Consider the following 25,066-nt stretch of genomic DNA (forward strand, 5'->3'; position numbering starts at 1 on the left):
GCCGGGCGGTGATTAGTCGCCGAGTGTCGCCACCATGACCGCTTTAATGGTGTGCATGCGGTTCTCTGCTTCGTCGAAGACGATGGAGTTCGGTGATTCGAAGACCTCTTCCGTCACCTCCAGCCCCTTCAGGCCGTACGCCATCTCGATCTCGCGGCCCACTTTGGTGTGTTCGTTGTGGAACGCCGGCAGGCAGTGCATAAACTTGACGTTCGGGTTGCCGGTGGCCTTCATCACGTCCGCGTTGATTTGATACGGCTTCATCAGGCTGACGCGCTCGGCCCAGGCTTCCTTCGGCTCGCCCATGGAGACCCACACATCGGTGTAGAGGAAATCGGTCCCCCGCACCCCTTCTTCCACGTCGTCGGTGAGGGTGATGCGCGCGCCCGTCTCTTTGGCGATGGCGCGGCACTGCTCAACCAGCCCGGCTTCCGGCCAGAAGGATTTCGGCGCGACGAGGCGGATATCCATCCCCATCTTGGCCGCGCCTACCATCAGGGAATTGCCCATGTTGTTGCGCGCGTCGCCGAGATAGGCAAAGCTCAGCTCCGGCAGGGTTTTGCCCGGCGCGTGCTCCAGCATGGTCATCAGGTCGGCGAGGATCTGCGTTGGGTGAAACTCGTCGGTCAGGCCGTTCCACACCGGCACGCCCGCGTACTCGCCCAGCTCCTCAACGATGGCCTGGCCGTAGCCGCGGTATTCGATACCGTCATACATGCGCCCCAGCACGCGGGCGGTGTCCTTCATCGACTCTTTATGGCCGATCTGCGATCCGCTTGGGCCGAGGTAGGTCACCTGCGCGCCCTGGTCGAACGCACCCACTTCGAAGGCGCAGCGGGTGCGGGTGGAGGTTTTTTCAAAGATCAGGGCGATGTTTTTCCCGACCAGGGTTTGCTTTTCACGTCCGGCTTTTTTGGCGGCCTTCAGCTCGATGGCGAGGTCGATCAGGTACTGGATCTCCGCCGGGGTGTAGTCCAGCAGTTTCAGGAAGTTACGGTTTTTCAGATTGATGGTCATGGGTAAATCCTTTTTAAAATTTGCTGTTTGATGCCCTCACCCCGGCCCTCTCCCACGGGGAGAGGGTTAGGGTGAGGGGAAAACGACTCAGTTACGAATCAACGTGCCTTTCTCGCCCGCGAGGATCTCCGCGCCGTCGCCCAGCGCGCCGATCCCGGCAATACCGTTGCAGGCCTCGACGAACTCGCGGCAGGCGGCCACTTTCGGCCCCATCGATCCGGCGTCGAACTGCATGCCTCTGAGCAGCTCCGGCGTCACCTGCGCCAGCGGGCGCTGGGTCGGCTTGCCCCAGTCGAGGTACACCGCATCGGCATCGGTCAGGATCAGCAGGGCATCGGCCTCGATCTGGCGCGCCAGCAGGGCGGCGGAGAGGTCTTTGTCGATCACCGCCTCAATGCCGCGATAGCCGTTGGCGTTCTCCACTACCGGCACGCCGCCGCCGCCGTTGCAGATCACCAGGTGATCGCGCTGGATCAGCGCCGTGATGGCGTCGCTCTCGACGATGCGCTTCGGCTGCGGTGACGGCACCACGCGGCGGAAGTAGCTGCCGTCGGCCTTAAATACCCAGCCTTTTTCCGCGGCCAGCATTTTTGCCTGGGCTTCGCTGTACACCGGGCCGATGTACTTGGTGGGGTTGCTGAAGGCCGGGTCGGCGGCGTCCACTTCCACCTGCGTGAGCAGGACGCTCACCTCGCGCTGCGGCAGGCTGTTTTTCAGCGCCTGCTGGAGCATGTAGCCGATCATTCCCTGGCTTTCGGCGCCGAGAACGTCCAGCGGGTAGGGCGTGACTTTGTCGTAGGCGCTGTTCTGCAGCGCCAGCAGCCCGACCTGCGGTCCGTTGCCGTGCACCAGCACCACGCGCCACTGTTCCGTTAATCCGGCGATGGTGCGCGCGGCCTGCTCGATGTTCTGGCGCTGGATATCCGCTTCCAGCGGCTCGCCGCGCTTGAGCAGCGCGTTGCCGCCCAGGGCCACAACCAGAGTGGGTTTTCGTTCCATGATGGCTCCTTTAAATTCCGTCGCGTTCCAGCGGGCAGCTCATGCAGCGCGCGCCGCCGCGGCCGCGTCCGAGCTCGTCGCCAGGGATGGGCAGCACGGTGATGCCCGCTTTGTCGTACTTCTCGTTGGTCCAGACGTTGCGCTCGTAGCCGATCACCACGCCCGGGCGGATGGTCAGCACGTTGTTGGCGTCGTTCCACTGCTCGCGTTCGGCTTCAAAGGCGTCGCCGCCGGTGGTGATCAGGCGCACCTGGCTAATGCCGAGCGCTTTCTCGATGGCGTGCAGCAGGTCGGTTTCCTGGGTGCGCAGCAGGCCGCCGCGTCCGTCCGGGGTGAGCGTCCAGCACTGGGCGTCCTTGCGCACCACTTCCGGGTAGACGGAGAAGGTGTCCACGTCGATGTGGGTCATGACGGTGTCGAGGTGCATGCAGGAGCGGTGTTTTGGCAGCTCAACGGCGATCACGCGCTCGGCCTGGCGGTGTTTGAACAGGCTGTTGGCGAGGAACTCCACGCCCTGCGGCGTCGTGCGCTCGGACATGCCGATCAGTACCGCCCCGCGGCCAATCACCAGTACGTCGCCGCCTTCTAACGTGGCGTGGTCGTAATTAATATTCTCGTCGCCGAAATACTTAATAAAATCGCCGTCGGCAAACGCCGGGTGCCAGCGATATATTGCCCGCAGGTTATTGGTTTCACGCTGACGGGCCGGTTTCGCCATTGGGTTAATAGAGACGCCGTTATAAATCCAGCACGAGGTATCGCGAGTAAATAAATGGTTCGGCAGCGGCTTCATAATAAAATCATTCGCCGTGTGGGTATCCACTACCATATTTTTAATGGCCGCCGGAATTTCGCCGTAGGTTAATCCGCCGCTCAGTCTGCGCGCCAGTTCCCGGTGCGGCATATCCGCCAGCCAGCCGCGCACGTCGCCGGCAAAGGTTGGGCCGAGGCGATAGTCAGAGATTTGGGTATCCAACAGCCAGGCTTTCGCTTCTGCAATATCAAGGGTTTGTGTCAGAAGGTCGGTCAACAGCAGGACTTCTACACCCTGCTCGCGCAGCGTGTTGGCGAAGATGTCATGCTCCTCACCCGCCCGCTCAACCGAGAGCACGTCATCGAAAAGCAGCTCCTGACAGTTTGATGGCGTTAAACGTTTCAGACTTAAATTAGGACGGTGCAGCATAACGCTATGCAATTGACCAATTTCAGAACCGACGTAATGCTTTTCCATAATTATTCCTTTAACTGTTTTTCAGAATAAAAAGGGCATGCGCCATGTGATGTGTTTAATTTCATGGCGGCTAAGCTCAATTGATTTCGTGATTCATACTAGGGGGTTAAATAATCCGTATTGTGATATTGCTCACGCGAAATCGGATATTAAGGGGGTTGTTTTCATTTGCATGATTCGCATCAGATAATGATTAATTGATTATTCTGGCGAGGTGAATAGCTAAGCACTATCCGTTGTCATTATTTTCAGTTGTTAGTGTTTTGTAGCATTTAATGCTTTGAAATATTTTGTTAAGGTATTGATTTTAATTGTTTTTATGGTTTTTGTGGAATGACTATGCATTATTGCTAATTAACTATTTTTGGCTTAAGGAAAATCAATAAATATTTATTGAATTTAATAGCAAATTATCAAAGTGATAAAATGTGAAGCGGTAGCGAGTTTTGTTGTTAAGGCCTGACGATCAATGAGTTAGCGCAAGGGCGTGATAACGAAGAGCTGAAGATATGCATAATGACTGCATAAATGCCTGCGAGGGCTTAACAGCAAATTAACACCATTCCCGATAAACATGCGTTCGCGCAAAACCCCTCTAAAAAGCGCTGGTATGGCAGCCTTAACTCTCGTATAAGAGATAAAAATGAAACGTTGTTTTATATGGAGGGATTTCACATGATTATCGGCAACATCCACCATCTGCAGTCCTGGCTGCCTGACGAGTTGCGCCAGGCGATTGAGCACGTTAAAGCCCACGTCACCGACGCCACGCCGCTCGGGAAACACGACATCAACGGCAACAGCCTTTTTTATCTGGTCTCTGAAGACATGACCCAGCCGTTCGCCGAGCGCCGCGCCGAGTACCACGCGCGCTATCTGGATATCCAGATCGTGATGAAGGGGCAGGAGGGGATGACCTTCAGCACCCTGCCGCACGGCACGCCGGATACCGACTGGCTGGCCGAGAAAGACATCGCATTCCTGCCGGAAGGCGAGCAGGAGAAAACCGTGGTGCTTAGCGAAGGGGATTTTGTGGTGTTCTGGCCGGGCGAAGTGCATAAGCCGCTGTGCGCGGTGGGTGCGCCTGCGAAGGTCAGGAAAGTGGTTGTTAAAATGTTGGTTGAGTAACCCTTCCCCCTCACCCTCACCCTAACCCTCTCCCACGGGGAGAGGGAACTTTTACACCCTCTCCCCGTGGGAGAGGGCCGGGGTGAGGGCACCAGACCGCACCCACGCAATATGTGATCCAGCTTAAATTTCCCGCACTCCCTCTTCCCTTCCCATTTACCTGCGCTTTTTCTGCGTCATAGTATGATCGTTAAAATAATGAACACTGTTCTATAATGTAGAACAAAATGATTCAACAAGGAGATCTCATGCCGAAGTCCGCGTTGTTCACGGGAATCATTCCCCCTGTCTCCACCATTTTTACCGCCGACGGCCAGCTCGATAAGATGGGCACCGCCGCGCTGATCGACGATCTCATCAAAGCAGGCGTTGACGGTCTGTTCTTCCTGGGCAGCGGCGGCGAGTTCTCCCAGCTCGGCGCCGAAGAGCGTAAAGTCATTGCCCGCTATGCTATCGATCACGTCGATCGTCGCGTGCCGGTCCTGATCGGCACCGGTGGCACCAACGCCCGGGAAACCATTGAACTGAGCCAGCACGCGCAGCAGGCGGGCGCGGACGGCATCGTGGTGATTAACCCTTACTACTGGAAAGTGTCGGAAGCGAACCTGATCCGCTATTTCGAACAGGTGGCCGACAGCGTCGCGCTCCCGGTGATGCTCTATAACTTCCCGGCGCTGACCGGGCAGGATCTGACGCCGGCGCTGGTCAAAACCCTGGCCGACTCGCGCAGCAACATCGTCGGCATTAAAGATACCATTGACTCCGTGGCCCACCTGCGCAGCATGATCCACACCGTCAAAGCCGCCCATCCGCACTTCACCGTGCTCTGCGGCTACGATGACCATCTGTTTAATACCCTGCTGCTCGGCGGCGACGGGGCGATCTCGGCCAGCGGCAATTTTGCCCCGCAGGTGTCGGTGAATCTTCTGAAAGCCTGGCGGGAGAAAGACGTGGCGAAAGCGGCCGGGTATCATCAGACCTTACTGCAAATACCGCAGATGTATCAGCTGGATACGCCGTTTGTGAACGTCATTAAAGAGGCGATTGTGCTCTGCGGCCGCCCGATCTCCACGCACGTGCTGCCGCCCGCGTCACCGCTGGACGAGCCGCGCAAGGCGCAGCTGAAAACCCTGCTGCAACAGCTCAAGCTCTGCTGAGCCGGACGATAACCATGACCATCGAGAACATTTTCACCCCGCAGGACGATGCGTTTTATGCGGTGATCACCCACGCAGCGGGGCCGCAGGGCGCGCTGCCGCTGACCCCGCAGATGCTGATGGAATCCCCCAGCGGCAACCTGTTCGGCATGACCCAGAACGCCGGGATGGGCTGGGACGCCAACAGGCTGACCGGCAAAGAGGTGCTGATCATCGGCACCCAGGGCGGCATCCGCGCCGGAGACGGGCGCCCGGTCGCGCTGGGCTACCACACCGGGCACTGGGAGATCGGCATGCAGATGCAGGCGGCGGCGAAGGAGATCGCCCGCAACGGCGGGATCCCGTTTGCGGCCTTCGTCAGCGATCCCTGCGACGGGCGCTCGCAGGGCACGCACGGCATGTTCGACTCCCTGCCGTACCGCAACGACGCGGCGATCGTGTTTCGCCGCCTGATCCGTTCCCTCCCGACGCGCCGGGCGGTGATTGGCGTCGCCACCTGTGATAAAGGGCTGCCCGCCACCATGATTGCCCTGGCCTCGATGCACGACCTGCCGACCATTCTGGTGCCGGGCGGGGCGACGCTGCCGCCAACCGTGGGGGAAGACGCGGGCAAGGTGCAGACCATTGGCGCGCGCTTTGCCAACCACGAACTCTCCCTGCAGGAGGCCGCCGAGCTGGGCTGCCGTGCCTGCGCCTCGCCGGGCGGCGGATGTCAGTTCCTCGGCACGGCGGGCACCTCGCAGGTGGTCGCGGAAGCGCTGGGTCTGGCGCTGCCGCACTCCGCGCTTGCGCCCTCCGGACAGGCGGTGTGGCTGGAGATCGCCCGCCAGTCGGCGCGGGCGGTGAGCGAGCTGGATAACCGCGGCATCACCACGCGCGATATCCTCACCGACAAAGCCATCGAAAACGCCATGGTGATCCACGCGGCGTTCGGCGGCTCCACCAATTTACTGCTGCACATTCCGGCCATCGCCCACGCGGCGGGCTGCACAATCCCGGACGTAGAGCACTGGACGCGCGTCAACCGCAGGGTGCCGCGCCTGGTCAGCGTGCTGCCCAACGGCCCGGACTATCACCCGACCGTGCGCGCCTTCCTCGCGGGCGGCGTGCCGGAGGTAATGCTCCACCTGCGCGACCTCGGCCTGCTGCACCTGGACGCCATGACCGTGACCGGCCAGACGGTGGGCGAAAACCTTGACTGGTGGCAGGCGTCCGAGCGCCGTAAGCGCTTCCGCCAGTGCCTGCGCGAGCAGGACGGCGTGGAGCCGGATGACGTGATCCTGCCGCCGGAGAAGGCAAAAGCGAAGGGACTGACCTCGACGGTCTGCTTCCCGACGGGCAACATCGCGCCGGAAGGTTCGGTGATCAAGGCCACGGCGATTGACCCGTCGGTGGTGGGCGAAGATGGCGTGTACCGCCACACCGGCCGGGCGCGGGTGTTTGTCTCGGAAGCGCAGGCAATCAAGGCCATCAAGCGGGAAGAGATTAATCAGGGCGATATCATGGTGGTGATCGGCGGCGGACCGTCCGGCACCGGCATGGAAGAGACCTACCAGCTCACCTCCGCGCTGAAGCATATCTCGTGGGGCAAGACGGTGTCGTTAATCACCGATGCGCGCTTCTCCGGCGTGTCGACGGGCGCCTGCTTCGGCCACGTGTCGCCGGAGGCGCTGGCGGGCGGGCCGATAGGCAAGCTGCGTGATAACGACATCATCGAGATAGCGGTTGACCGCCTGACCCTCACGGGCAGCGTGAACTTTATCGGCACGGCGGACAACCCGCTGACGCCGGAAGAGGGCGCGCGCGAGCTGGCAGTCAGGCAGACGCACCCGGATCTGCACGCCCACGACTTTTTGCCGGACGATACCCGGCTGTGGGCTGCGCTGCAGTCGGTGAGCGGCGGCACCTGGAAAGGCTGTATTTATGACACCGATAAAATCATTGAGGTAATTAACGCCGGTAAAAAAGCGCTCGGCATTTAATTATTTTCAGAGATAAAACCGTCTGCGGGAAATATTCCGCGGACGGCTTTTCTTTTTCTGTTATTTAATAATATAAACAATAGGTTGAGATATATCGTTGGCGTCACAAAAGCAAAATAACGTAATTAGGAAATAAGATATGACCATTGCTGGTTAATTGAGCGGCTCATTACACTCCATTAACACGATGTTGTAATTCAGCACACTACATAAGGGTGTAATTCTGATGACGCAATTAACCATGAAAGACAAAATTGGCTACGGGCTGGGTGACACCGCCTGCGGCTTCGTCTGGCAGGCCACGATGTTCCTGCTGGCCTACTTCTACACCGACGTCTTCGGCCTGTCGGCGGGCATTATGGGCACGCTATTTCTGGTCTCCCGCGTGCTCGACGCCGTCACCGACCCGCTGATGGGGCTGCTGGTAGACCGTACCCGCACGCGGCACGGCCAGTTCCGCCCGTTCCTGCTGTGGGGCGCCATCCCGTTCGGTATCGTCTGCGTGCTGACCTTCTACACGCCGGACTTCTCCGCGCAGGGCAAGATCATCTACGCCTGCTTGACCTACATTCTCCTGACTCTGGTCTACACCTTCGTTAACGTGCCGTACTGCGCCATGCCGGGCGTCATCACCGCCGACCCGAAAGAGCGCCATGCCCTGCAGTCGTGGCGTTTCTTCCTGGCGGCGGCGGGCTCGCTCGCCATCAGCGGCATCGCCCTGCCGCTGGTGAGCATCATCGGCAAGGGGGATGAGCAGGTGGGCTATTTCGGCGCCATGTGCGTGCTGGGCCTGACCGGCGTGGTGCTGCTCTACGTCTGCTTCTTCACCACCAAAGAGCGCTACACCTTTGAGGTGCAGCCGGGCTCGTCGGTGGCGAAAGATCTCAGGCTGCTGCTGGGCAACGGCCAGTGGCGCATCATGTGCGCGTTCAAGATGATGGCGACCTGTTCCAACGTGGTGCGCGGCGGAGCGACGCTCTACTTCGTCAAATATGTGATGGATCACCCGGAGATGGCGACCCAGTTCTTACTCTACGGCAGCCTCGCCACCATGTTCGGCTCGCTCTGCTCCTCCCGCCTGCTGGGCCGCTTTGACCGCGTCACCGCCTTCAAGTGGATCATCGTCGCCTACTCTCTGATTAGTCTGCTGATTTTCGTCACCCCGGCTGAGCATATCGCGCTGATTTTTGCCCTCAACATTCTGTTCCTGTTCGTCTTCAACACCACCACGCCGCTGCAGTGGCTGATGGCCTCTGACGTGGTGGACTACGAGGAGAGCCGCAGCGGTCGCCGCCTCGACGGGCTGGTGTTCTCCACCTACCTGTTCAGCCTGAAGATTGGCCTGGCGATTGGCGGGGCGGTGGTGGGCTGGATCCTGGCGTACGTCAACTACTCCGCCAGCAGCAGCGTGCAGCCGGTCGAGGTGCTCACCACCATCAAAATTCTGTTCTGCGTGGTGCCGGTAGTGCTCTACGCGGGCATGTTCATCATGCTGTCGTTCTACAAGCTCACCGACGCCCGCGTGGAGGCCATCAGCCAGCAGCTGATCAAGCACCGCGCGGCGCAGGGCGAGGCCGTTCCCGACGCCGCGACAGCCGCATCCCATTAACCGGAGGCACTATGCAAATCACTAACCCGATACTCACCGGCTTCAACCCGGACCCGTCCCTGTGCCGCCAGGGCGAGGACTACTACATCGCCACCTCGACCTTCGAGTGGTTCCCGGGCGTGCGCATCTACCACTCCCGCGACCTGAAAAACTGGTCGCTGGTCAGCACCCCGCTGGACCGCGTGTCGATGCTGGACATGAAGGGCAACCCGGACTCCGGCGGCATCTGGGCGCCGTGCCTGAGCTATGCCGACGGTAAATTCTGGCTACTCTACACCGACGTGAAGATTGTCGACTCGCCGTGGAAAAACGGCCGTAACTTCCTCGTTACCGCGCCCTCCATCGAGGGGCCGTGGAGCGAGCCGATCCCGATGGGCAACGGCGGGTTCGACCCGTCCCTGTTCCACGACGACGATGGCCGCAAATACTATATCTACCGGCCGTGGGGGCCGCGCCACCACAGCAACCCGCACAACACCATCGTGATGCAGGCGTTTGACCCGCAGACCGGCACCCTCTCGCCCGAGCGCAAAACGCTGTTTACCGGCACGCCGCTCTGCTACACCGAGGGGGCGCACCTGTATCGCCACGCGGGATGGTATTACCTGATGGTCGCTGAGGGCGGCACCAGCTACGAGCACGCGGTTGTGGTGCTGCGTTCAAAAAATATCGACGGGCCGTACGAGCTGCACCCGGACGTGACGATGATGACCAGCTGGCACCTGCCGGAGAACCCGCTGCAGAAGAGCGGCCACGGCTCGCTGCTGCAGACCCACACCGGAGAGTGGTACATGGCCTACCTCACCAGCCGCCCGCTGCGCCTGCCCGGCGTGCCGCTGCTGGCCTCCGGCGGGCGCGGCTACTGTCCGCTGGGGCGCGAGACCGGCATCGCCCGTATTGAATGGCGCGACGGCTGGCCGTACGTGGAAGGCGGCAAGCATGCGCAGCTGACCGTGAAAGGCCCGCAGGTGGTGGAACAGCCTGCAGCCGTTCAGAGCAGCTGGCGGGACGATTTTGACGCCAGTTCGCTCGACCCGGAACTGCAGACCCTGCGCATTCCGTTCGACGACACCCTCGGCTCGCTCACCGCGCGCCCGGGCTATTTACGGCTCTACGGCAACGACTCGCTCAACTCGACCTTTACCCAGTCGACCGTGGCGCGCCGCTGGCAGCACTTCGCCTTCCGGGCGGAGACGCGGATGCAGTTTTCGCCGGTCCACTTCCAGCAGAGCGCGGGGCTGACCTGCTACTACAACAGCAAAAACTGGAGCTACTGCTTTGTGGACTACGAGGAGGGGCAGGGCAGAACGATTAAGGTTATCCAGCTCGACCACAACGTACCGTCATGGCCGCTGCACGAGCGGCCCATTCCGGTGCCGGAACATGCGGATAGCGTCTGGCTGCGGGTGGACGTGGATACGCTGGTCTACCGCTACAGCTACTCGTTCGACGGCGAGACGTGGCACGCCGTGCCGGTAACGTATGAGGCGTGGAAGCTGTCGGACGACTACATCGGCGGGCGCGGCTTCTTCACCGGCGCGTTTGTGGGGCTGCACTGCGAGGACATCAGCGGCGACGGTTGCCACGCGGACTTCGACTACTTCACCTACGAGCCGGTCTAACGGCTCAGGCCGGGTAGCCCAGCGCGCGTGAGAGCTCGAGCCCGGCCTGCTGAAGCTGCTCGCGGAAATTAGCCAGCTCCGCGTCGTCCACGCGGGAGGTGAGCGTCGACAGGCTCAGGGCGGCGATGACGCGGGACTCGTGGTTCCACACCGGCACCGCCACGCAGCGCACGCCCTGCTCGTTCTCTTCGTTATCCAGGGCGTAGCCCTGCTCGCGGGTCTGCGTCAGGGCGGTCATTAAAGCTTCGCGAGACGCGAGGGTGGAAGGGGTATAGGTGGTGTACTGATAGCCCTCCAGCAGGGTGTTCAGCTCGGCCTCGCCCAGCCAGGCAATCAGCACCTTGCCGATGGCGGTGGCGTGAACCGGCAGGCGGCGGCCGATGCGTGAATAGGCGATGGCGGCCAGCTTGCCTTCAATCTTCTCGATATAGACCCCTTCACGCCCGTCCAGGATCCCCAGATGGGTGGTCTGCCCGGTCCGCTGGGACAGCTCCGTCAGCCAGCCTTTCGCCTTCTGACGAATATCGATGGAGCCCACGACAAAATGGCCGCGCTCGACCAGCTTCATGCCGAGGCGATACTTACCGTTCTCCGGGTTCTGATCGATATAGCCGTGAAGCTGCAGGGTTTTCAGCAGCGAGTGGAGGGTACTCTTGCTCAGCCCCATCAGTTTGCTGATGTCGGTGATCTTAAGCTCGGTGGCCTGCTCGTTGAACAGGTCGAGGATCTGCAACGCACGTTCAACAGACTGAATAATCGGCATAATGCTGGCATGTCCACGCTGGAATTAAGGCGAAAACGTACCTTTTTCGGGGTGAAAAATCAATGAAATGGAGCCGGTGTTCTCCCTCTGCCCGTGGGAGAGGGGCTGCCTGATTTGCCCGGCGGCGCTACGCTTGCACGGGCCTACGGGTTGTGTAGGCCGGGTAAGCGCAGTGCCACCCGGCAACAAAGGCGGCTACATTATTGTTAGCGGGGGGCATCAATTATTATCCCGGGCGGCAACAGACTGGATTTTCCAGACCCCATCTTCTTTAACCATGCAATCAATGACTGTGTGCTGGGTCTTTTTGCCAAACGTGATATTCACGTTTACACAGACCGGGTCTGAAACATACGAATCAATAGCCACATTCTCAGCCCAGTCCTCGCCGATATACTGCGATTTCATAAAAAAATCAGCCTCGTAAAATTCAGCGTCGGCATAACGGGGATCGTCTGCATGACGTAATTTTTTCATGGTGCTGGCCGTAACGAACTTATCGATTTCATTTCCCTCTTGGATGGGATAACGATCGTTGTTCACCTGTTTGACGTACCACCGATTGAATTCAAGGGCGCGCTGCATCGGTATCTGAAAATCTTCGGCCCCCAATGCGGCTGTGCTGAATAACACAATTAAGATGAGCTTATTCATATTAATAATGCCTGTATAAGGTTACGGCTGGCTGGAGTTGGCGATAGGTTGGCCCCGGGTACAGTGTTCTCTGTTTAAAATCTGAATACCAGGTTCCAGCGCCATCATAAATACAGACATGCCCGTACTGATTCGGGCCGGGCAAGGCATCAATCACCGCGATATCCCCCTCTATGGGGGTGCCATAGACTTTTGTGAACCCTGCTTTTTCAAGAGAACGCCAGAAATCCTTAGCGTTTGCCCCTTCGATTTTAAGCCCTCCGGCTCGAATGGCGGCGGCGATTGCTCGAGCTCAATAGTGTCCAGTATGGGTTAGTGCGTGGCTACGGGCGTATGACACAGCTTCATGTTTATTCCATGACATAAACAATCCTTATTAATGAAATGCAGCAATAAGGAAATATTACGCCGATAATATAAGGTGTTTTGTAATTGATAATGACCTGATATTAACCATTATCTACTCAATAAATAATGGTTAATAAAAACATAAATACCTATTATGGTTAATGCGTATCTGAGAAAGCGTCAGTAAAATGTATTTCTCTGCCAGACGATAACGCTGTTGTCGTTTTTAGGGTGTTCTCCCTCTCCCCGTGGGAGAGGGCCGGGGTGAGGGCATCAGGCCGCATCGTCGCCTGAACCGCCCGGCGGCGCTTCGCTTGCACGGGCCTACGGGCTGGGTTTTCCCCCTCTCCCCGTGGGAGAGGGTCGGGGTGAGGGCATCAGACCGCAGAGGAGTCAATCACTCCCCAAGCGTCGCCACCATCACCGCCTTAATCGTATGCATCCGGTTTTCCGCCTGGTCAAACACGATGCTCGCCGCCGACTCAAACACCTCGTCCGTCACCTCCATCCCGCCGTGCAGGTCGAACTCTTTCGCCATCTGCTTGCCGAGCGTGGTCTGGTCATCATGGAACGCGGGCAGACAGTGCAGGAACTTCACGTTCGGGTTGCCGGTGAGCGCCATCATCTGCGCATTCACCTGATACCCACGCAGCAGCGCAATCCGCTCCGCCCACTTCTCTTTGGCTTCACCCATCGACACCCACACGTCGGTATAGATAAAGTCCGCACCCTTCACGCCCGCCGCCACGTCTTCCGTCAGGGTAATTTTCCCGCCGTGCTTCTCTGCCAGCGCGCTGCACTCCGCCACCAGGCTCTCTTCCGGCCAGCAGGCTTTCGGGGCCACCAGGCGCAGATCCAGCCCGGTCAGCGCCGCCGCTTCCAGCATCGAGTTGCCCATGTTGTTGCGCGCGTCGCCCGCGTAGACCAGCGTCATCTCGTTAAACGCCTTGCCCGGCAGGTGCTCCTGCATGGTCAGCAGGTCCGCCAGCAACTGGGTCGGGTGGAACTCGTTGGTCAGCCCGTTCCACACCGGCACGCCCGCGTACTGCGCCAGCGTTTCGACCACTTCCTGGCCGTGGCCGCGATACTGAATGCCGTCGTACATCCGCCCGAGAACCCGCGCGGTGTCCTTAATTGACTCTTTATGCCCAATCTGGCTGCCGCTCGGCCCTAAATAGGTGACGCGCGCGCCCTGGTCAAATGCGGCAACTTCGAAAGAGCAACGTGTACGGGTCGAGTCTTTTTCGAAGATGAGCGCGATATTTTTACCGGTAAGCTTCTGTACTTCCTTGCCATTTTTTTTATCGGCTTTGAGCTGTGCGGCAAGGGTCAGCAGAGAAGTGAACTGTGCAGGGGTAAAGTCGAGCAGTTTCAGAAAGTGTTTCTTGTATAAATCGGACATTTTATCCTCGCATGGCGAACGCCACTTATTGAATTAAAATTCACTTTATATGTGTAATTATTCATTTGCAACCCCGTTTCACAAATCTTTCCAACAAAGGTGGAGGCAAACCCGTCCGTGTGTGAAAATAGAAGTATCTGCCGCACTTTAAAGAGGATTGAGCCATGGCAAACCCGGAACACCTGGAAGAGCAACGCGAAGAGACGCGTCTGATTATTGAAGAACTGCTGGAAGACGGTAGCGATCCGGACGCGCTGTACACCATTGAGCACCATTTCTCTGCGGATGATTTCGACGCGCTGGAAAAACTGGCCGTGGAAGCCTTTAAGCTGGGTTACGAAGTGACCGAGCCGGAAGAGCTGGAAGTGGAAGAGGGCGACACCGTCATCTGCTGCGACATCCTGAGTGAAGGCGCGCTGAAGGCGGAGCTTATCGACGCGCAGGTAGAACAGCTGATGAACCTGGCGGAGAAGTTTGAAGTGGAATACGACGGCTGGGGAACCTACTTCGAAGATCCGAACGGTGAAGACGGCGAAGAAGGCGACGACGAAGATTACGTCGACGAAGACGACGACGGCGTGCGTCACTAAGTGATTCAGGCGGTGGCGCGCGCCACCGCTTTTTCAAGGCAGAACCATGGATTACCCGCAGATACTCGCCCCCGTACTCAACTTCCTCCAGTGCCCGACCCCGCAAGCATGGATTGATAAAGCCCGCGACCCGGCGAACCTGCCGCTGCTGCTCACCGACCACATGGTGTGCGAGCTCAAGGCCGCCCAGACCGCGCTGCTGCTGGTGCGTAAATACGTCGCCGACGAAAGCGGTGCCGACGCGCTGCTCGACTGGCTCAAGCCCTACGAACAGTTCACCTTCCGCGACGGCCCGGAGCCGGACTTCATCGCGCTGCACAGGCAGATTGGCAAAAGCGTGATGCCCAAAACCGACGACCCGTGGGGCCAGGCGCTGATTGACAGCATGGTGCTGCTGATTAAGGAGGAGCTGCACCACTTCTGGCAGGTGCGCGAGGCGATGCTGGCCCGCGACATTCCGTACGTCAAAATCACCGCCAGCCGCTACGCCAAAGGGATGCTGAAGGAAGTGCGCACCCACGAACCGCTGACGCTGATCGACAAGCTCATCTGCGGCGCCTACATCGAAGCCCGCTCCTGCGAACGCTTCGCCGCGCTGGCCCCGTTCCTCGACGACGATCTGCAGAAGTTCTATCTCTCGCTGCTGCGCTCGGAAGCGCGCCACTATCAGGACTACCTGACGCTTGCCCGGCAGGTGAGCGACGACGATATCTCACCGCGCATAAAGCTTTTTGGCGAAATTGAAGCCACACTTATCTCGACACCGGACCACGAGTTTCGCTTCCACAGCGGCGTGCCGGTGTAAACCGGCACAACGCAAGGATTAGGATGTGAGATGAATAAAACGTGGACCCGTACCGTGATGGTTGTTGTGGTGGCCGCCGCCGTGGCGTTCTGGGTGTTCTTCGACAGGCAGCGAGCCCCTGAACAGCAGATGGATTCCGCCCTTAACGAAATGCCCGCCTGGCAGGTGATTAAGGAGCAGGAGCCTGCGCTGCATCAGCGCATCCTCGACCAGATGGCCGCCCTGCAAAAAGCGGGCGAGCCGGAGCAGCAGATTATCGACACCATCCAGCCGCAGATCCTGCATCTGCAGATGTCGCGTCTGCAAAACGCCCCGGACGCCAACGTGGTGAACTATATGACCATCAACATGGAGCAGACCGCCGCCATCCAGAAGGTGAGCGACGACGCCTGCTTCCGCTTCCTCTACCCAACGGTGAAGGGCGGTGTGAACCCGATGCGCATGCTGGATAAAGACCTGATGGCGCGGCGCATGCAGGCCGACGCCGACATGATGCGCGCGGCCTACGGTAAAAACCGCCACACCGTGACGCAGGCCGAACGCGAGGCGGCAGTCGAGGACGTGCGGCCGATTATGAAGGCGCTTGCCGATAAGTACGGCGAGGACATCCAGCTGCTGCAGATGCCGGAGAAGGCGGCGGGCAAAGAGAAGCTCTCCTGCGATATGGTGCAGGAGATGTGGGCGAAGGTGCTGGCGCTGCCGGAGCAGAAGGCGGCGGGGGTGATTCGGCTGGCGGTGTCTGAGCTGGAGTGACGAAGGGCGCTGGTTTTTTGGGCACTTAGCGCGGGTTTAGCGCGTCGTCGCTTGCATGGCGGCGCGCGACAGGTATAATCCACAACGTTTCCGCATCCCCTTCAGTGCCGAAGTGGCGAAATCGGTAGACGCAGTTGATTCAAAATCAACCGTAGAAATACGTGCCGGTTCGAGTCCGGCCTTCGGCACCATTGAGATATACGAGAACGTCCGGGATAGTCCATAATTCCCTGAAATTAAAGCCGAAAGGCTTTTTTTTTGGTCCAAATCCGTCCGGGCACATCCGTTGACATCCAACATAGTTGGGGGTCAAGATAGGGGTCACTTCGCTTCGATAAACTTTTGACCCCCAAATCATGCCTATAACAGACGTTGCGGCCCGTACCGCAAAGCCTCGCGAAAAAGAATACAAGCTCACGGATGGCCATGGGCTATACCTTCTTATCAAACCAAGCGGATCTAAACGCTGGTATATTAAATATCGCTTTGAAGGCAAAGAGAGCAGAGCTGCACTCGGCGCATATCCTCTGATCACGCTGGCTAAAGCGCGCGAAAAACGCGATGAAATTCGCCTTCTACTTGCTGATGGCATCAGCCCTAATGCCAAAAAAGAAGAAATTAAACAACAAGAGCAGGCTGCGCTTAACACTTTTGAGAAGGTAGCTCGTGACTGGCATGCGAGTAACAAACGCTGGTCGGATGGCCATGCAGCAAGAGTATGGCGTGATATGGAGCGCAACATACTTCCAGCCATCGGAATGCGGAACATCGCCGACTTAACGACACGTGATCTACTGCACCCCTTGCGTGAAGTAGAGCAAAGCGGTCGGTTGGATGTAGCCTCGCGTCTACAGCAGCGTGTTACGGGCATAATGCGTTATGCCGTTCAAAGTGGTCTGATTGAAAGAAATCCAGCTCAAGACCTTGTTGGAGCAATCGCAACCAGAAAAGCGACTCATCGCCCAGCTTTATCACTGGAACGCCTGCCTGAATTTCTTCAGCGTGTTGAAGCCAGCAGGGGGCGCTTACTTACCAGGTTGGCCCTGAAACTCAGCCTGTATGTATTTATCCGCTCCAGTGAACTTCGGTTTGCGCGGTGGGGAGAAGTTGATTTTAAAAAAGCACTTTGGACTATTCCTGCCGAGCGTGAAGCTATTGAAGGGGTTAAACACTCTCATCGAGGCTCTAAGATGCGTACCGTCCATCTTGTTCCGCTTTCGCAGCAAGCTCTGGCGCTATTGGAAGAAATCAAAAAATTGAGCGGCAATAGAGACCTTATCTTTCCAGGTGATCACCGTCCAACAAAGCCCATGAGCGAAAACACCATTAATAATGCTTTGCGAGTAATGGGTTACGACACTAAAACGGAAATATGCGGCCATGGTTTCCGGGCCATGTCGTGTAGCGCTTTAGTTGAGTCGGGGCTTTGGTCACGCGACGCGGTTGAAAGGCAAATGAGCCATCAGGAAAGAAATGGTGTGCGAGCTGCGTATATCCATAAAGCTGAGCACCTTGAAGAGCGTCGTCTTATGGTGCAATGGTGGGCAGATTATCTAGATAGCAACAGTGGATCACATGTAACCCCATATGAGTTCGCAAAGCGCTTTACAAAATAAAAAGTTTTAATGACAAGTGTTCACACTGTTCACCTTGCATTATAGTTTTTTAAAATCAGCTTGTTAGGTGGTGATTGGTTGTGGGCTGCGTGTACACGGGTGTTCATGTGGAGCGATCATTCCGGGTTGGGTCGAAAAAAAACCGGCCTGAGCCGGTTCGTTTGCTGCGGAAGGTTATTTACTGCATGCAGGAAGCCAGTCGGCCTCACTGTCCTCATGCAGCGTGAGATTGGTCTGGACGCCGTTATTTGTCCTGCGCTTCAGCAGAATGCGCTCATACTCTTTCAGCGTCTGCGGCACTGCCTGGCCGAACGCGGTCAGGCTCAGCGGATGCTGATGGCCGCGCGATTCCATAAACGACAAATAAGCATGGTACAGGTAGCGCTTAGGATTTAATGGGCGGATATTGGCGTTACCGATAAACATCCCGTTCGGCGTGCTCAGCGGCATCAGGTAGCCACAAAAATCAACCAGCGGATCGGCCTGTCGCTTGATATCCAGTGCCTCGCCAGACGTCTGCTGTGCCTGTAACAGCGTGCGGGCTTCCTCCGGCTGACTAAAACGCTGCATCAGGTGGCGTACGATGACGGCCAGTTCGGCGCTGATTTTATCCAGCAGTTGTGGGTCGCGCTCCTTCGCCGGTATCACCTCCGGGAAGGTTAGTATTACCCGGCGACGTGACACGCCACCACTGCGGTCGCTGAAACGCATTGGATTGTTGTTCACCGCCAGAACCACCGCCGGGATTTGAGTTGAGTAGGGGTCACGATATTTGGGATCGATGGCTACCGCATCGCCGCCGGTAATCGCCTTAATCCCCGCGCCGTCACCGCTCCATTTCTCCTGATCGGGCAGAATAATCAGCGAGAACCCCACTACGCTGGCGCGTTCCCGCGATGATTCCAGCGTTTCAATGGTGGCGGACGTGGTGTTATCGCGGCCAGCGAGCAGCGTTGCGATCGAGGCTAATAGGCTTTTCCCACTTCCACCTGGACCAGTTACCTCCAGGAACATCTGCCAGTCATAGCGGTTTGCCAGCACCATAAATAACGCCGCGAGGATGCGCTCCTGCTTGTCGTCATTATGTCCGGCCGCCCGCGTTAACCAGCGGTAAAAGTTAGGCGCGTGGTCTGCGAGATTTTCGCTGGGACGCGGCGCTGAGTAGTCAACGCTGTTTACCGTACGTAGCCAGTGCTCGCGGCGATGCGGGCTGAACGTGCCTTTAGTTGTATCAAAAACGCCGTTACGGAAACCAATCAGGCGGCGCGCCGGTTCGCCCATTTGCGGCACCATCAGTTTGAGCGTATCGAGCACGCTGCCAATCCCGGCCGCTGAAAACGGTGCGCGAACCTTCTGAAACAGCGCGGCGATTTCACGGCGCAGCGTCTGCACTGGCATCACCTGCCATGCGCCGTTCTCGTAGCGGCAAATCTCCTCCCCTACAGGCGGCACGGCCAGCGCCTGCCCGTAGTGATCGACCAGCAGCTCCGCCTTTTCGCTGGCGCTCATGGCTTTGAGATCGGCCTCGCTCACCGACTCAAACGGACTTGGCTTGTGAGGCTGAGTGAAGGCGGTAAGTAGCGCCTGTGTCGCGATGTCACCCTGTGCCTGCCAGACGTCGTTCCAGTCGCCGGTTTCCGGCGGTAAAGCGGCCTTGCCCTTACAGGCTTTCGCGGCTTCCTCCGCCTTTGACTGGCCTGTGCCGTTGTCGTCGCGGTCGGCGGCAATCAGCATCATCGCATCAGGATGTGACTCACGCAGCCGCTTCGCCAGGGCGGGCAGGTTGTTGGCGCTCAGCGCCACGTATACCGCCTGCCCGGTCAGCCGGTGCACGGTCAGGCCGGTGGCGTAGCCCTCAGTGAGCCACAGCGTTTTGCCGTCCGGCTCGCCTGCCAGCCAGTACGTGCCTTTCACCTGCCCGCCGGGCAGGGTGCGCTTGTCGCCTGCGGCGCTGATGAGCTGAACGTTAACGGCCGTGCCGTCTTCACCGGTCAGCGGGATAAGCACATCCCCGGCGGCAAAGCTGACGCCACCACAGCGCAGCGCATCAGAAAGCGTCAGCGCCTGCGTGCCGTGCAGCCCTTTGGCTGAAAGGTAGGCGTTGTCCGTGCGGCTGACGGCGGCAGCGATAAGCGCCTGCGCCCGTGCGGCGGCGTCTGCCTGCGCGTGGGTTCTGTCTGCGGCGTCATCCTGCATAACCGGGGCGGACTCCGGCAGCGTGCCGAGCATCCCGGCCACCCTGACGGCGGCCTCTTTAGCACTGACGTCAAGTGCCTTTTCCACCAGGTTCAGGCCGTCACCGGCTCCACACTGGTTACACAGCCAGGTTCCGCGCCCGCCCTGATTGTCAAAGCGGAAGCGGTCTTTGCCGCCGCACGCCGGGCAGGCACCGTGCCGCCCCCCGGCGTGCACGCTGATGCCGAGGGCGGGCAGGAGCTGCGGCCACAGTCCGGTGGCCGCCTTTACGGTGTCAGAGACGATATGTTTCATGTGCGCGTCCTCCCTCAGTGCAGCGTGGTGCGGCTGGCGGCCGCAAGCTGGCTGCGGAACAGCTCATCCATCATGGTGACGCCGAGCTGCGTCAGGCGCGGCGGCGCGGTCAGCAGGTCAGGCTCGACCATATCGACGAGCATGGTGCAGGCCATCTCCATGCCCGCATCGGGGCCGTGACGGCGCACATAGAAGCCCTCCAGCTCAAGGGCAATGGTCATCTGCAACTCATCGAGCGTGGCGGAAACGGTAATGCCGAGGCTTTTGCAGGCATTCAGGTAGCCCTGCGCCAGCGCGCGGCGGTAAACGGCGGTGCGTACCTCAACGGGCAGGCAGGAGTGATTAACGGTCATCATGGCGGGCCTCCGTGGCGAACATGCGGGATTCACAGGTTTCAACGACTTTACCGAGCTGGTCGGTGAGCAGGGCGACGACCGAGGCCAGCGCCGCGCCGTCCGGCACGCAGCCGCGTGCGCTCAGGCAGTTCACCGAGTCGAACATATCGAGCACGGTCACGCCGACCGTGTGCGCGTGCAGCAGGCGCAGGTAGTCAGCGTGGGGAATGGGGTAGGTGTCATGGTTATTCAGTTGCCGGGAAAGCGTGTTCATGCGGCCACCGCCTTAACCGGCAGACGACCGGCAAAGGACAGGACGTAATCGCGGGCGAGGCTGGCGCGGGCGCTTCGCTCATCGCCTGCCACGGTGCGCAGCATACAGGGACGTGCGGCGGCATCGGTGCGGCGCACGGCGGCAAAAATAAAGGTGAATTCAGGGTGAGTGACAGTAAGGGCCGTTGTCATGAGGACAATCTCCTTGAAGTAGCGGTTAACGCCACCACCGGAGTTCTCACGCTCTGGTGGTGACCCGAACGGGGGTGAGAAACCGGCCTTCAAGGAAACCGGCCAGCCCGAGGGCTGCCCCGCCCGGATCACCATTACTCGGATGCGACTGCGGCATAAGAACCGCAACGCAAAAGACAGGTGCACGAGGGCATAGACACAAAAAAAGACGCATGGCGCGTCTGGTGTCGCCTTGAAGAAGCTCGGGTTCTCACGCCCGGCTGCCGATTTTGCGGCAGCGCGAAAACTGTATAACGGGCGCTCGCCAGAGAAAAGCCTTTTTTCACACATCGGGGCGTTTTCCTCAGCAATCGGTCAGGACGTGATCGGATTGCGGCGGATTTGATCGGAATTCACCGTCCTCTTTCTTTGCGCTTCGCTTTGCAGGCTTCGCTTTCTGACTCAGCACGGAAATATGGCCGTGCATCCCGCCGGTAAAGGCCGGTGCCGTGGCGGGTTTGCCGCTGACGGCTGCCGTCAGGCTTTCCGCGACAAAGGCGGCTTCTTCGCGGGTGAGGGGATAAGTTTTTGTGCCGAAGTTAAGCGTAATCATGCTGCACCTCCGGCGCGCTGCGCGATGCGGGCCTGCATCCAGCCGTCAATTTCTGACGCCAGCCAGGCGACGTTTTTACCGCCTAAGGAAATCTGCGAGGGGAACTGCTCCCGGCTGATTAAGTCGTAAATGGTCGAGCGTGACAGGCCGCAGGTGCTGATGACTTCCGGCAGGCGCATGAAGCGGTCGCGCGGGAAAACGACGTCGCGGGTTACGGGAATGGCAGGGGCCGGTACGGATGAAACTGCGTGCATGGTGTTACCTCTTTATGGGTCCGGCCGGTGCTGTCCGGTTACGGTGGTGTCTTCAGGTAACCCCCTATTCTGATTATATTTTCGGTGAAGTAAACAACCCCATGTTTGCTGAAAAATGAGCAAAAAGCACTTCTCTTACCTCCTGTTTGCCTCTGTTTGCCTCTGTTTGCCAGTAACTGCCAGTGATTGCCTTTTAAGAGCTTTCAGCGATTAAAACGCCCTTATTAATAGAATTAAAATCTGATAAAGGCTCGCCAGAATAAAGCTGATGTCTGAGAAGGCGTGAACACCGGTGAATACTCAGTGAAGACTTCAGTTTAAAGTGTTCACTGCTTTACTTACTGTATTTATTATCTTTTTTATCTCAGTGAATACCAGTGAACAGTTATATAAGAAATAACATCTGTTAAGGGAGTATCCCGCACCGGTTCTGCCTTTGTCTGCTCATCGACAGGCGGAAAGCAATGAAATGCGCTGTCCTGTGGTACACGACAGAATGGCCTCATCCTTTACAGACGATGAGAGACCATCATGACCACCCCGGAACAGAAACCTGCTTCACTGGTGCGCTTTGAGAAAGCCCGCGCTGAACATACGGAAAGAATGAAGCGCTATAACGGCATCTGCGCCGATATCGTCCGCTGTGAGAAAGAGCAGCAGGCGGCCATCGATGCCGGAAAAGAGGCCGAGAGCAACTGGCGTACGCGCTTCCGTAACCTGCGCGGCAATCTCACTGACGAGCTGCGCGCCGAACATTCTCAGCGCATCGCCAGCCGCGAGCTGGCCGATGAGTTTGGCGGGCTGCTGAAAGAGCTGGCGCTGGATAAGCAGGAGGCGATGCTGAAATGCTGCGGCAGTGGCAAAGAGTATGTTGAATCGCACCGCGAGGCGTTTACCGGATTTGCCGATGCGCACTGGCAGTCAGCCCTGCGTAACGTGAGTCCGTCGCTGCTGTGGGCCATTAAGCTGCGTCTCCGTCGTGAAGAACTGTCCCCGACGTTTGCCGGTGATGACCGGGACCGGATTAAGGATGTGGCTTATCTGGTTGGTGAAGCACTGACGCGGGCAGCGGCGGCCCTGCCGGACAGCGTACTGAAAGAGGCGCCGCTGCTGGAGAATATCGGCCTGCATCGTCCTGCGCTGACGGGGGTTGATATGGAGCTTTATACACGCCCCCTGCGCCGCCAGAAGCTGGGGGAATCAATCCGGGCACAGCGTGTAAAACTTCAGGAGGGCAGCCAGAAATGATGCACTGCCCCTACTGCAAAAGCGCGGCGCATACCAAATCGAGCCGCTATATGTCAGAGCAGGTGAAAGAGCGTTATCACCAGTGCACTAACCTGGACTGCTCCTGTACATTCAAGACGAATGAAAGCATCACAAAGGTGATCACCGCACCGCCACTGCCGGAAAAAGTACCGACACCACCGCCGGAACCAGTAAAAGGCCGTCAGACGCTGGGCCGTTATGGCTCTGCATTCCGTCAGGCTCATTGATCCCGCACAGCCGCTGTCCGAACAGCGGCTTTTTTATGCCTGTCTTCTTTCTGAAGCCCTTTCTCTGGCCAGCCGCCTTATAAAGAGTAATGCATGCATAGCGTGCATGAATTTGCATGCAAAACCATGCATTGCTTTCCCCTGTTCAGGCCATACAGGGCGCGGCTCGGCCCGCATCATGCACCTGCATGAAAAGCGATGCATAAAGCGGGCAGGCGTGGCGGGGATAGCATTGCGCGCGCTTATAAGTTTCAACGCCAGCAGGCTAGAGCCATTCTTTTAGGGAGGCATGCCATAGGATGTATCTTAAACTTGCTTAATTTATATGCAAAGCATTATCATGTCTTATCGAATCAATGAACTTAGTGGAGTTCATGACATGACAGAAGCATCTGAAAGTTCCTTATCAAAAATTTATAAACCAGTAACAGGGTTGGACAACATAGTTTTGAAAGTTCACGAGTGTTCAATTGCAGATCCAGTAAAAATAAATTTATTGTGTCTCGATTTTAAAGAGGATATTCCAAAGGGTGCTGAACTTGCTGAATTACTTTTTTTTGAATTAGTGCATTACTGCATTCCGCAGCCAACAATTAAACGTCTTAAAGAAAAAGCTGCCAATGAAGGCAAGGATGATATACGATTTTATAGTGAGTTAGGAAAGCAAGCACGCAGTTTATTTATGAAGTATAAAAGCGAAAATTCTATAGTTTTAAAAGAGGGTGAAACTAAAGAGGAGTTTGATAAACGAGTTAAAAATGCAAATAATCGTTATGGTGAACCGGGCGAGTTAATATCCTATTGTATCGCCATTCATTTCCTAAAGGCTGCTCAGTTAGTTTCTAAAATGGCCCTAAAAACATCGTCAGAAATGCCTGTATTCGGATTGGATGGTATACATGCGGTTGTAGAAGACGATGGCAGTCTCACTGTTTTCTATTTAGAATCAAAGATGACAAGAGATTATGACAGCGGAGCGAAACAATTTGCCAGCTCCGTGAGTGGGTTTGAGAAAGATCGAAAGGGTCGTCTAAATGAATACAGAATATTACGTGAGTTAAGTAATTTGGATATGCTGGAAGGTGCTGAAAGAGAAAAGGCCATAAGCTATTTCGATCCCTATTCAAGTAGCGCTTCAGATGTTAGGGAAAGATTTATTGGCATAATTGCTTATAACGAAAATATTTACGAAGATAAACTACCTATTGATGATTCTCAATCTCTAGATATCCATGTTAAAAACTTCAAGGATAAATACCTTAACACGTTAGATTCAAAGTTAGATATTTTGAAAGCAAAGCTAACTAAAAGTGGTGTCACTTCAGGGAAATGTAGGACATATCTGCTGGCTTTGCCAAACGTTGATGAACTCAAATTGAATTTTGCAAAGGAGCTTTCAGGTGAGCACATTAGCTAAAGAGCTAACTTTTAAAATAAAAGTTAATGATGTTTTTATACGTGATTTGAGTCTATTATACGGTGATTATTATAAGTCTATAAAATCTGACTTTGATATTGGTTCTTTCGATGCGGATGTAACTGATGAATATAAAGAGAGAGCACAGAAAAGGCTAATCGAAACAGCGTATATATTAAGCCAAACTGGTGAGGATGGAGATAAGAATCTTGCTCAAAGTATAGCGTACCATTTAAACATGATTTCTCAAAAGGGTTCTGTTGAATTGTTAAGAGAGTTGGGTAATTTTCCGGGAGCTAATTTTTTAAAAGGGATAAGTAATTTCAAAGAGGAGTTGTTTT

At 57.1% G+C, this 25,066-nt stretch carries 25 protein-coding genes, 1 tRNA gene and 1 pseudogene; 14 read left to right on the plus strand and 13 right to left on the minus strand.

Annotated elements, in window-relative coordinates; all coding sequences use genetic code 11:
- Nucleotides 1-12: 12 nt before the first annotated feature.
- The 3 genes from argF (INF68_RS17155) to arcA form a co-directional block, all read right to left on the minus strand.
- The gene (gene argF, locus INF68_RS17155; protein WP_023310201.1) at nt 13-1,017 is read right to left on the minus strand and encodes an ornithine carbamoyltransferase; all 1,005 of its coding nucleotides are present in this window, start codon (nt 1,015-1,017) and stop codon (nt 13-15) included.
- An 87-nt stretch (nt 1,018-1,104) separates the two neighbouring features.
- On the minus strand, nt 1,105-2,016 hold the full coding sequence (gene arcC / locus INF68_RS17160) for a carbamate kinase (protein ID WP_126786251.1): 912 nt from the start codon (nt 2,014-2,016) through the stop codon (nt 1,105-1,107).
- Nucleotides 2,017-2,026: 10 nt separating this feature from the next.
- On the minus strand, nt 2,027-3,247 hold the full coding sequence (gene arcA / locus INF68_RS17165; RefSeq protein WP_126786252.1) for an arginine deiminase: 1,221 nt from the start codon (nt 3,245-3,247) through the stop codon (nt 2,027-2,029).
- A 675-nt stretch (nt 3,248-3,922) separates the two neighbouring features.
- Between arcA and INF68_RS17170 the strand changes: the two genes are divergently transcribed.
- From INF68_RS17170 to INF68_RS17190, 5 genes are all read left to right on the plus strand, one after another.
- A complete protein-coding gene (locus tag INF68_RS17170) occupies nt 3,923-4,375 on the plus strand; it encodes a YhcH/YjgK/YiaL family protein (RefSeq protein ID WP_109845738.1) in 453 nt (150 codons plus the stop codon).
- Between the two features lie 248 nt (nt 4,376-4,623).
- Nucleotides 4,624-5,532: a 2-keto-3-deoxygluconate aldolase gene (gene yagE / locus INF68_RS17175; RefSeq protein ID WP_126786254.1), complete on the plus strand. Its 909-nt coding sequence runs from the start codon at nt 4,624-4,626 to the stop codon at nt 5,530-5,532.
- A gap of 14 nt (nt 5,533-5,546) precedes the next feature.
- Nucleotides 5,547-7,514, plus strand: a complete 1,968-nt coding sequence (gene yagF, locus INF68_RS17180) for a xylonate dehydratase YagF (RefSeq protein ID WP_126786255.1) — start codon at nt 5,547-5,549, stop codon at nt 7,512-7,514.
- A gap of 226 nt (nt 7,515-7,740) precedes the next feature.
- Entirely contained in the window at nt 7,741-9,123 is a 1,383-nt protein-coding gene (locus INF68_RS17185) for an MFS transporter (protein ID WP_126786256.1), read from the plus strand.
- An 11-nt stretch (nt 9,124-9,134) separates the two neighbouring features.
- On the plus strand, nt 9,135-10,745 hold the full coding sequence (locus INF68_RS17190) for a glycoside hydrolase family 43 protein (RefSeq protein ID WP_126786257.1): 1,611 nt from the start codon (nt 9,135-9,137) through the stop codon (nt 10,743-10,745).
- A 4-nt stretch (nt 10,746-10,749) separates the two neighbouring features.
- On the opposite strand, the gene xynR is transcribed toward INF68_RS17190, so the two are convergent.
- The 4 genes from xynR to argL form a co-directional block, all read right to left on the minus strand.
- Nucleotides 10,750-11,508, minus strand: a complete 759-nt coding sequence (xynR, locus tag INF68_RS17195; protein WP_193525370.1) for a DNA-binding transcriptional repressor XynR — start codon at nt 11,506-11,508, stop codon at nt 10,750-10,752.
- Between the two features lie 219 nt (nt 11,509-11,727).
- A complete protein-coding gene (locus INF68_RS17200; RefSeq protein ID WP_023310210.1) occupies nt 11,728-12,162 on the minus strand; it encodes a DUF3828 domain-containing protein in 435 nt (144 codons plus the stop codon).
- A gap of 745 nt (nt 12,163-12,907) precedes the next feature.
- Nucleotides 12,908-13,912 carry an ornithine carbamoyltransferase gene (gene argF, locus INF68_RS17205; RefSeq protein ID WP_023299201.1) on the minus strand — a complete coding sequence of 335 codons (1,005 nt, stop codon included), beginning with the start codon at nt 13,910-13,912 and terminating at the stop codon, nt 12,908-12,910.
- Nucleotides 13,882-13,977: a putative translational regulatory protein ArgL gene (gene argL, locus INF68_RS23285; RefSeq protein WP_213328991.1), complete on the minus strand. Its 96-nt coding sequence runs from the start codon at nt 13,975-13,977 to the stop codon at nt 13,882-13,884. Before argL ends, argF (INF68_RS17205) begins: the two co-directional genes overlap by 31 nt.
- A 99-nt stretch (nt 13,978-14,076) precedes the next feature.
- On the opposite strand from argL, the gene rraB reads away from it, so the two are divergent.
- The 5 genes from rraB (at nt 14,077) to INF68_RS17230 (ending at nt 17,676) form a co-directional block, all read left to right on the plus strand.
- Nucleotides 14,077-14,502: a ribonuclease E inhibitor RraB gene (gene rraB / locus INF68_RS17210; RefSeq protein ID WP_029739283.1), complete on the plus strand. Its 426-nt coding sequence runs from the start codon at nt 14,077-14,079 to the stop codon at nt 14,500-14,502.
- 46 nt (nt 14,503-14,548) lie between these two features.
- On the plus strand, nt 14,549-15,307 hold the full coding sequence (miaE, locus tag INF68_RS17215; protein ID WP_032639800.1) for a tRNA isopentenyl-2-thiomethyl-A-37 hydroxylase MiaE: 759 nt from the start codon (nt 14,549-14,551) through the stop codon (nt 15,305-15,307).
- 30 nt (nt 15,308-15,337) lie between these two features.
- Nucleotides 15,338-16,060, plus strand: coding sequence for a topoisomerase II (locus INF68_RS17220; protein ID WP_126786259.1), 723 nt, complete (start codon nt 15,338-15,340; stop codon nt 16,058-16,060).
- A 106-nt stretch (nt 16,061-16,166) separates the two neighbouring features.
- Nucleotides 16,167-16,251 (plus strand) — tRNA-Leu (locus INF68_RS17225).
- Between the two features lie 165 nt (nt 16,252-16,416).
- The gene (locus tag INF68_RS17230) at nt 16,417-17,676 is read left to right on the plus strand and encodes an integrase arm-type DNA-binding domain-containing protein (RefSeq protein WP_193525371.1); all 1,260 of its coding nucleotides are present in this window, start codon (nt 16,417-16,419) and stop codon (nt 17,674-17,676) included.
- 174 nt (nt 17,677-17,850) lie between these two features.
- On the opposite strand, the gene INF68_RS17235 is transcribed toward INF68_RS17230, so the two are convergent.
- From INF68_RS17235 to INF68_RS17260, 6 genes are read right to left on the minus strand one after another with little or no spacing between them, the layout of a single operon-like run.
- The gene (locus INF68_RS17235; RefSeq protein WP_193525372.1) at nt 17,851-20,166 is read right to left on the minus strand and encodes a primase-like DNA-binding domain-containing protein; all 2,316 of its coding nucleotides are present in this window, start codon (nt 20,164-20,166) and stop codon (nt 17,851-17,853) included.
- Nucleotides 20,167-20,180: 14 nt separating this feature from the next.
- Complete coding sequence (locus tag INF68_RS17240; protein ID WP_193525373.1) at nt 20,181-20,522, minus strand: DUF5375 family protein; 342 nt, start codon at nt 20,520-20,522, stop codon at nt 20,181-20,183.
- Nucleotides 20,509-20,775, minus strand: a complete 267-nt coding sequence (locus tag INF68_RS17245; protein WP_193525374.1) for a hypothetical protein — start codon at nt 20,773-20,775, stop codon at nt 20,509-20,511. Before INF68_RS17245 ends, INF68_RS17240 begins: the two co-directional genes overlap by 14 nt.
- Nucleotides 20,772-21,296 carry a host cell division inhibitor Icd-like protein gene (locus tag INF68_RS17250; RefSeq protein ID WP_193525375.1) on the minus strand — a complete coding sequence of 175 codons (525 nt, stop codon included), beginning with the start codon at nt 21,294-21,296 and terminating at the stop codon, nt 20,772-20,774. The genes INF68_RS17245 and INF68_RS17250 overlap by 4 nt, the downstream gene beginning before the upstream one ends.
- A 13-nt stretch (nt 21,297-21,309) precedes the next feature.
- Nucleotides 21,310-21,558: a hypothetical protein gene (locus INF68_RS17255; RefSeq protein WP_193525376.1), complete on the minus strand. Its 249-nt coding sequence runs from the start codon at nt 21,556-21,558 to the stop codon at nt 21,310-21,312.
- A complete protein-coding gene (locus INF68_RS17260; RefSeq protein ID WP_193525377.1) occupies nt 21,555-21,812 on the minus strand; it encodes an AlpA family transcriptional regulator in 258 nt (85 codons plus the stop codon). The genes INF68_RS17255 and INF68_RS17260 overlap by 4 nt, the downstream gene beginning before the upstream one ends.
- Before the next feature lie 531 nt (nt 21,813-22,343).
- Here INF68_RS17260 and INF68_RS17265 point away from each other — a divergent pair.
- From INF68_RS17265 to INF68_RS17280, 4 genes and pseudogenes are all read left to right on the plus strand, one after another.
- Nucleotides 22,344-23,060, plus strand: coding sequence for a hypothetical protein (locus INF68_RS17265; protein WP_193525378.1), 717 nt, complete (start codon nt 22,344-22,346; stop codon nt 23,058-23,060).
- On the plus strand, nt 23,057-23,308 hold the full coding sequence (locus INF68_RS17270; protein WP_193525379.1) for an ogr/Delta-like zinc finger family protein: 252 nt from the start codon (nt 23,057-23,059) through the stop codon (nt 23,306-23,308). The genes INF68_RS17265 and INF68_RS17270 overlap by 4 nt, the downstream gene beginning before the upstream one ends.
- A gap of 379 nt (nt 23,309-23,687) precedes the next feature.
- A complete protein-coding gene (locus tag INF68_RS17275) occupies nt 23,688-24,725 on the plus strand; it encodes a DUF1837 domain-containing protein (protein ID WP_193525380.1) in 1,038 nt (345 codons plus the stop codon).
- Nucleotides 24,709-25,066: pseudogene (locus INF68_RS17280) on the plus strand (DEAD/DEAH box helicase); the annotation flags it as partial. The gene INF68_RS17275 and the pseudogene INF68_RS17280, both read left to right, overlap by 17 nt.

The organism is Enterobacter cloacae complex sp. P16RS2, assembly GCF_014982155.1.
Taxonomy (GTDB): domain Bacteria; phylum Pseudomonadota; class Gammaproteobacteria; order Enterobacterales; family Enterobacteriaceae; genus Enterobacter; species Enterobacter cloacae_M.

Excerpts from the sequence above, each read along its gene's own strand:
- argF (WP_023310201.1), bottom strand. The coding sequence starts at position 1,017 with ATGACCATCAATCTGAAAAACCGTAACTTCCTGAAACTGCTGGACTAC.
- arcC (WP_126786251.1), bottom strand. The coding sequence starts at position 2,016 with ATGGAACGAAAACCCACTCTGGTTGTGGCCCTGGGCGGCAACGCGCTG.
- arcA (WP_126786252.1), bottom strand. The coding sequence starts at position 3,247 with ATGGAAAAGCATTACGTCGGTTCTGAAATTGGTCAATTGCATAGCGTT.
- INF68_RS17170 (WP_109845738.1), top strand. The coding sequence starts at position 3,923 with ATGATTATCGGCAACATCCACCATCTGCAGTCCTGGCTGCCTGACGAG.
- yagE (WP_126786254.1), top strand. The coding sequence starts at position 4,624 with ATGCCGAAGTCCGCGTTGTTCACGGGAATCATTCCCCCTGTCTCCACC.
- yagF (WP_126786255.1), top strand. The coding sequence starts at position 5,547 with ATGACCATCGAGAACATTTTCACCCCGCAGGACGATGCGTTTTATGCG.
- INF68_RS17185 (WP_126786256.1), top strand. The coding sequence starts at position 7,741 with ATGACGCAATTAACCATGAAAGACAAAATTGGCTACGGGCTGGGTGAC.
- INF68_RS17190 (WP_126786257.1), top strand. The coding sequence starts at position 9,135 with ATGCAAATCACTAACCCGATACTCACCGGCTTCAACCCGGACCCGTCC.
- xynR (WP_193525370.1), bottom strand. The coding sequence starts at position 11,508 with ATGCCGATTATTCAGTCTGTTGAACGTGCGTTGCAGATCCTCGACCTG.
- INF68_RS17200 (WP_023310210.1), bottom strand. The coding sequence starts at position 12,162 with ATGAATAAGCTCATCTTAATTGTGTTATTCAGCACAGCCGCATTGGGG.
- argF (WP_023299201.1), bottom strand. The coding sequence starts at position 13,912 with ATGTCCGATTTATACAAGAAACACTTTCTGAAACTGCTCGACTTTACC.
- argL (WP_213328991.1), bottom strand. The coding sequence starts at position 13,977 with ATGAATAATTACACATATAAAGTGAATTTTAATTCAATAAGTGGCGTT.
- rraB (WP_029739283.1), top strand. The coding sequence starts at position 14,077 with ATGGCAAACCCGGAACACCTGGAAGAGCAACGCGAAGAGACGCGTCTG.
- miaE (WP_032639800.1), top strand. The coding sequence starts at position 14,549 with ATGGATTACCCGCAGATACTCGCCCCCGTACTCAACTTCCTCCAGTGC.
- INF68_RS17220 (WP_126786259.1), top strand. The coding sequence starts at position 15,338 with ATGAATAAAACGTGGACCCGTACCGTGATGGTTGTTGTGGTGGCCGCC.
- INF68_RS17230 (WP_193525371.1), top strand. The coding sequence starts at position 16,417 with ATGCCTATAACAGACGTTGCGGCCCGTACCGCAAAGCCTCGCGAAAAA.
- INF68_RS17235 (WP_193525372.1), bottom strand. The coding sequence starts at position 20,166 with ATGAAACATATCGTCTCTGACACCGTAAAGGCGGCCACCGGACTGTGG.
- INF68_RS17240 (WP_193525373.1), bottom strand. The coding sequence starts at position 20,522 with ATGATGACCGTTAATCACTCCTGCCTGCCCGTTGAGGTACGCACCGCC.
- INF68_RS17245 (WP_193525374.1), bottom strand. The coding sequence starts at position 20,775 with ATGAACACGCTTTCCCGGCAACTGAATAACCATGACACCTACCCCATT.
- INF68_RS17250 (WP_193525375.1), bottom strand. The coding sequence starts at position 21,296 with ATGTGTGAAAAAAGGCTTTTCTCTGGCGAGCGCCCGTTATACAGTTTT.
- INF68_RS17255 (WP_193525376.1), bottom strand. The coding sequence starts at position 21,558 with ATGATTACGCTTAACTTCGGCACAAAAACTTATCCCCTCACCCGCGAA.
- INF68_RS17260 (WP_193525377.1), bottom strand. The coding sequence starts at position 21,812 with ATGCACGCAGTTTCATCCGTACCGGCCCCTGCCATTCCCGTAACCCGC.
- INF68_RS17265 (WP_193525378.1), top strand. The coding sequence starts at position 22,344 with ATGACCACCCCGGAACAGAAACCTGCTTCACTGGTGCGCTTTGAGAAA.
- INF68_RS17270 (WP_193525379.1), top strand. The coding sequence starts at position 23,057 with ATGATGCACTGCCCCTACTGCAAAAGCGCGGCGCATACCAAATCGAGC.
- INF68_RS17275 (WP_193525380.1), top strand. The coding sequence starts at position 23,688 with ATGACAGAAGCATCTGAAAGTTCCTTATCAAAAATTTATAAACCAGTA.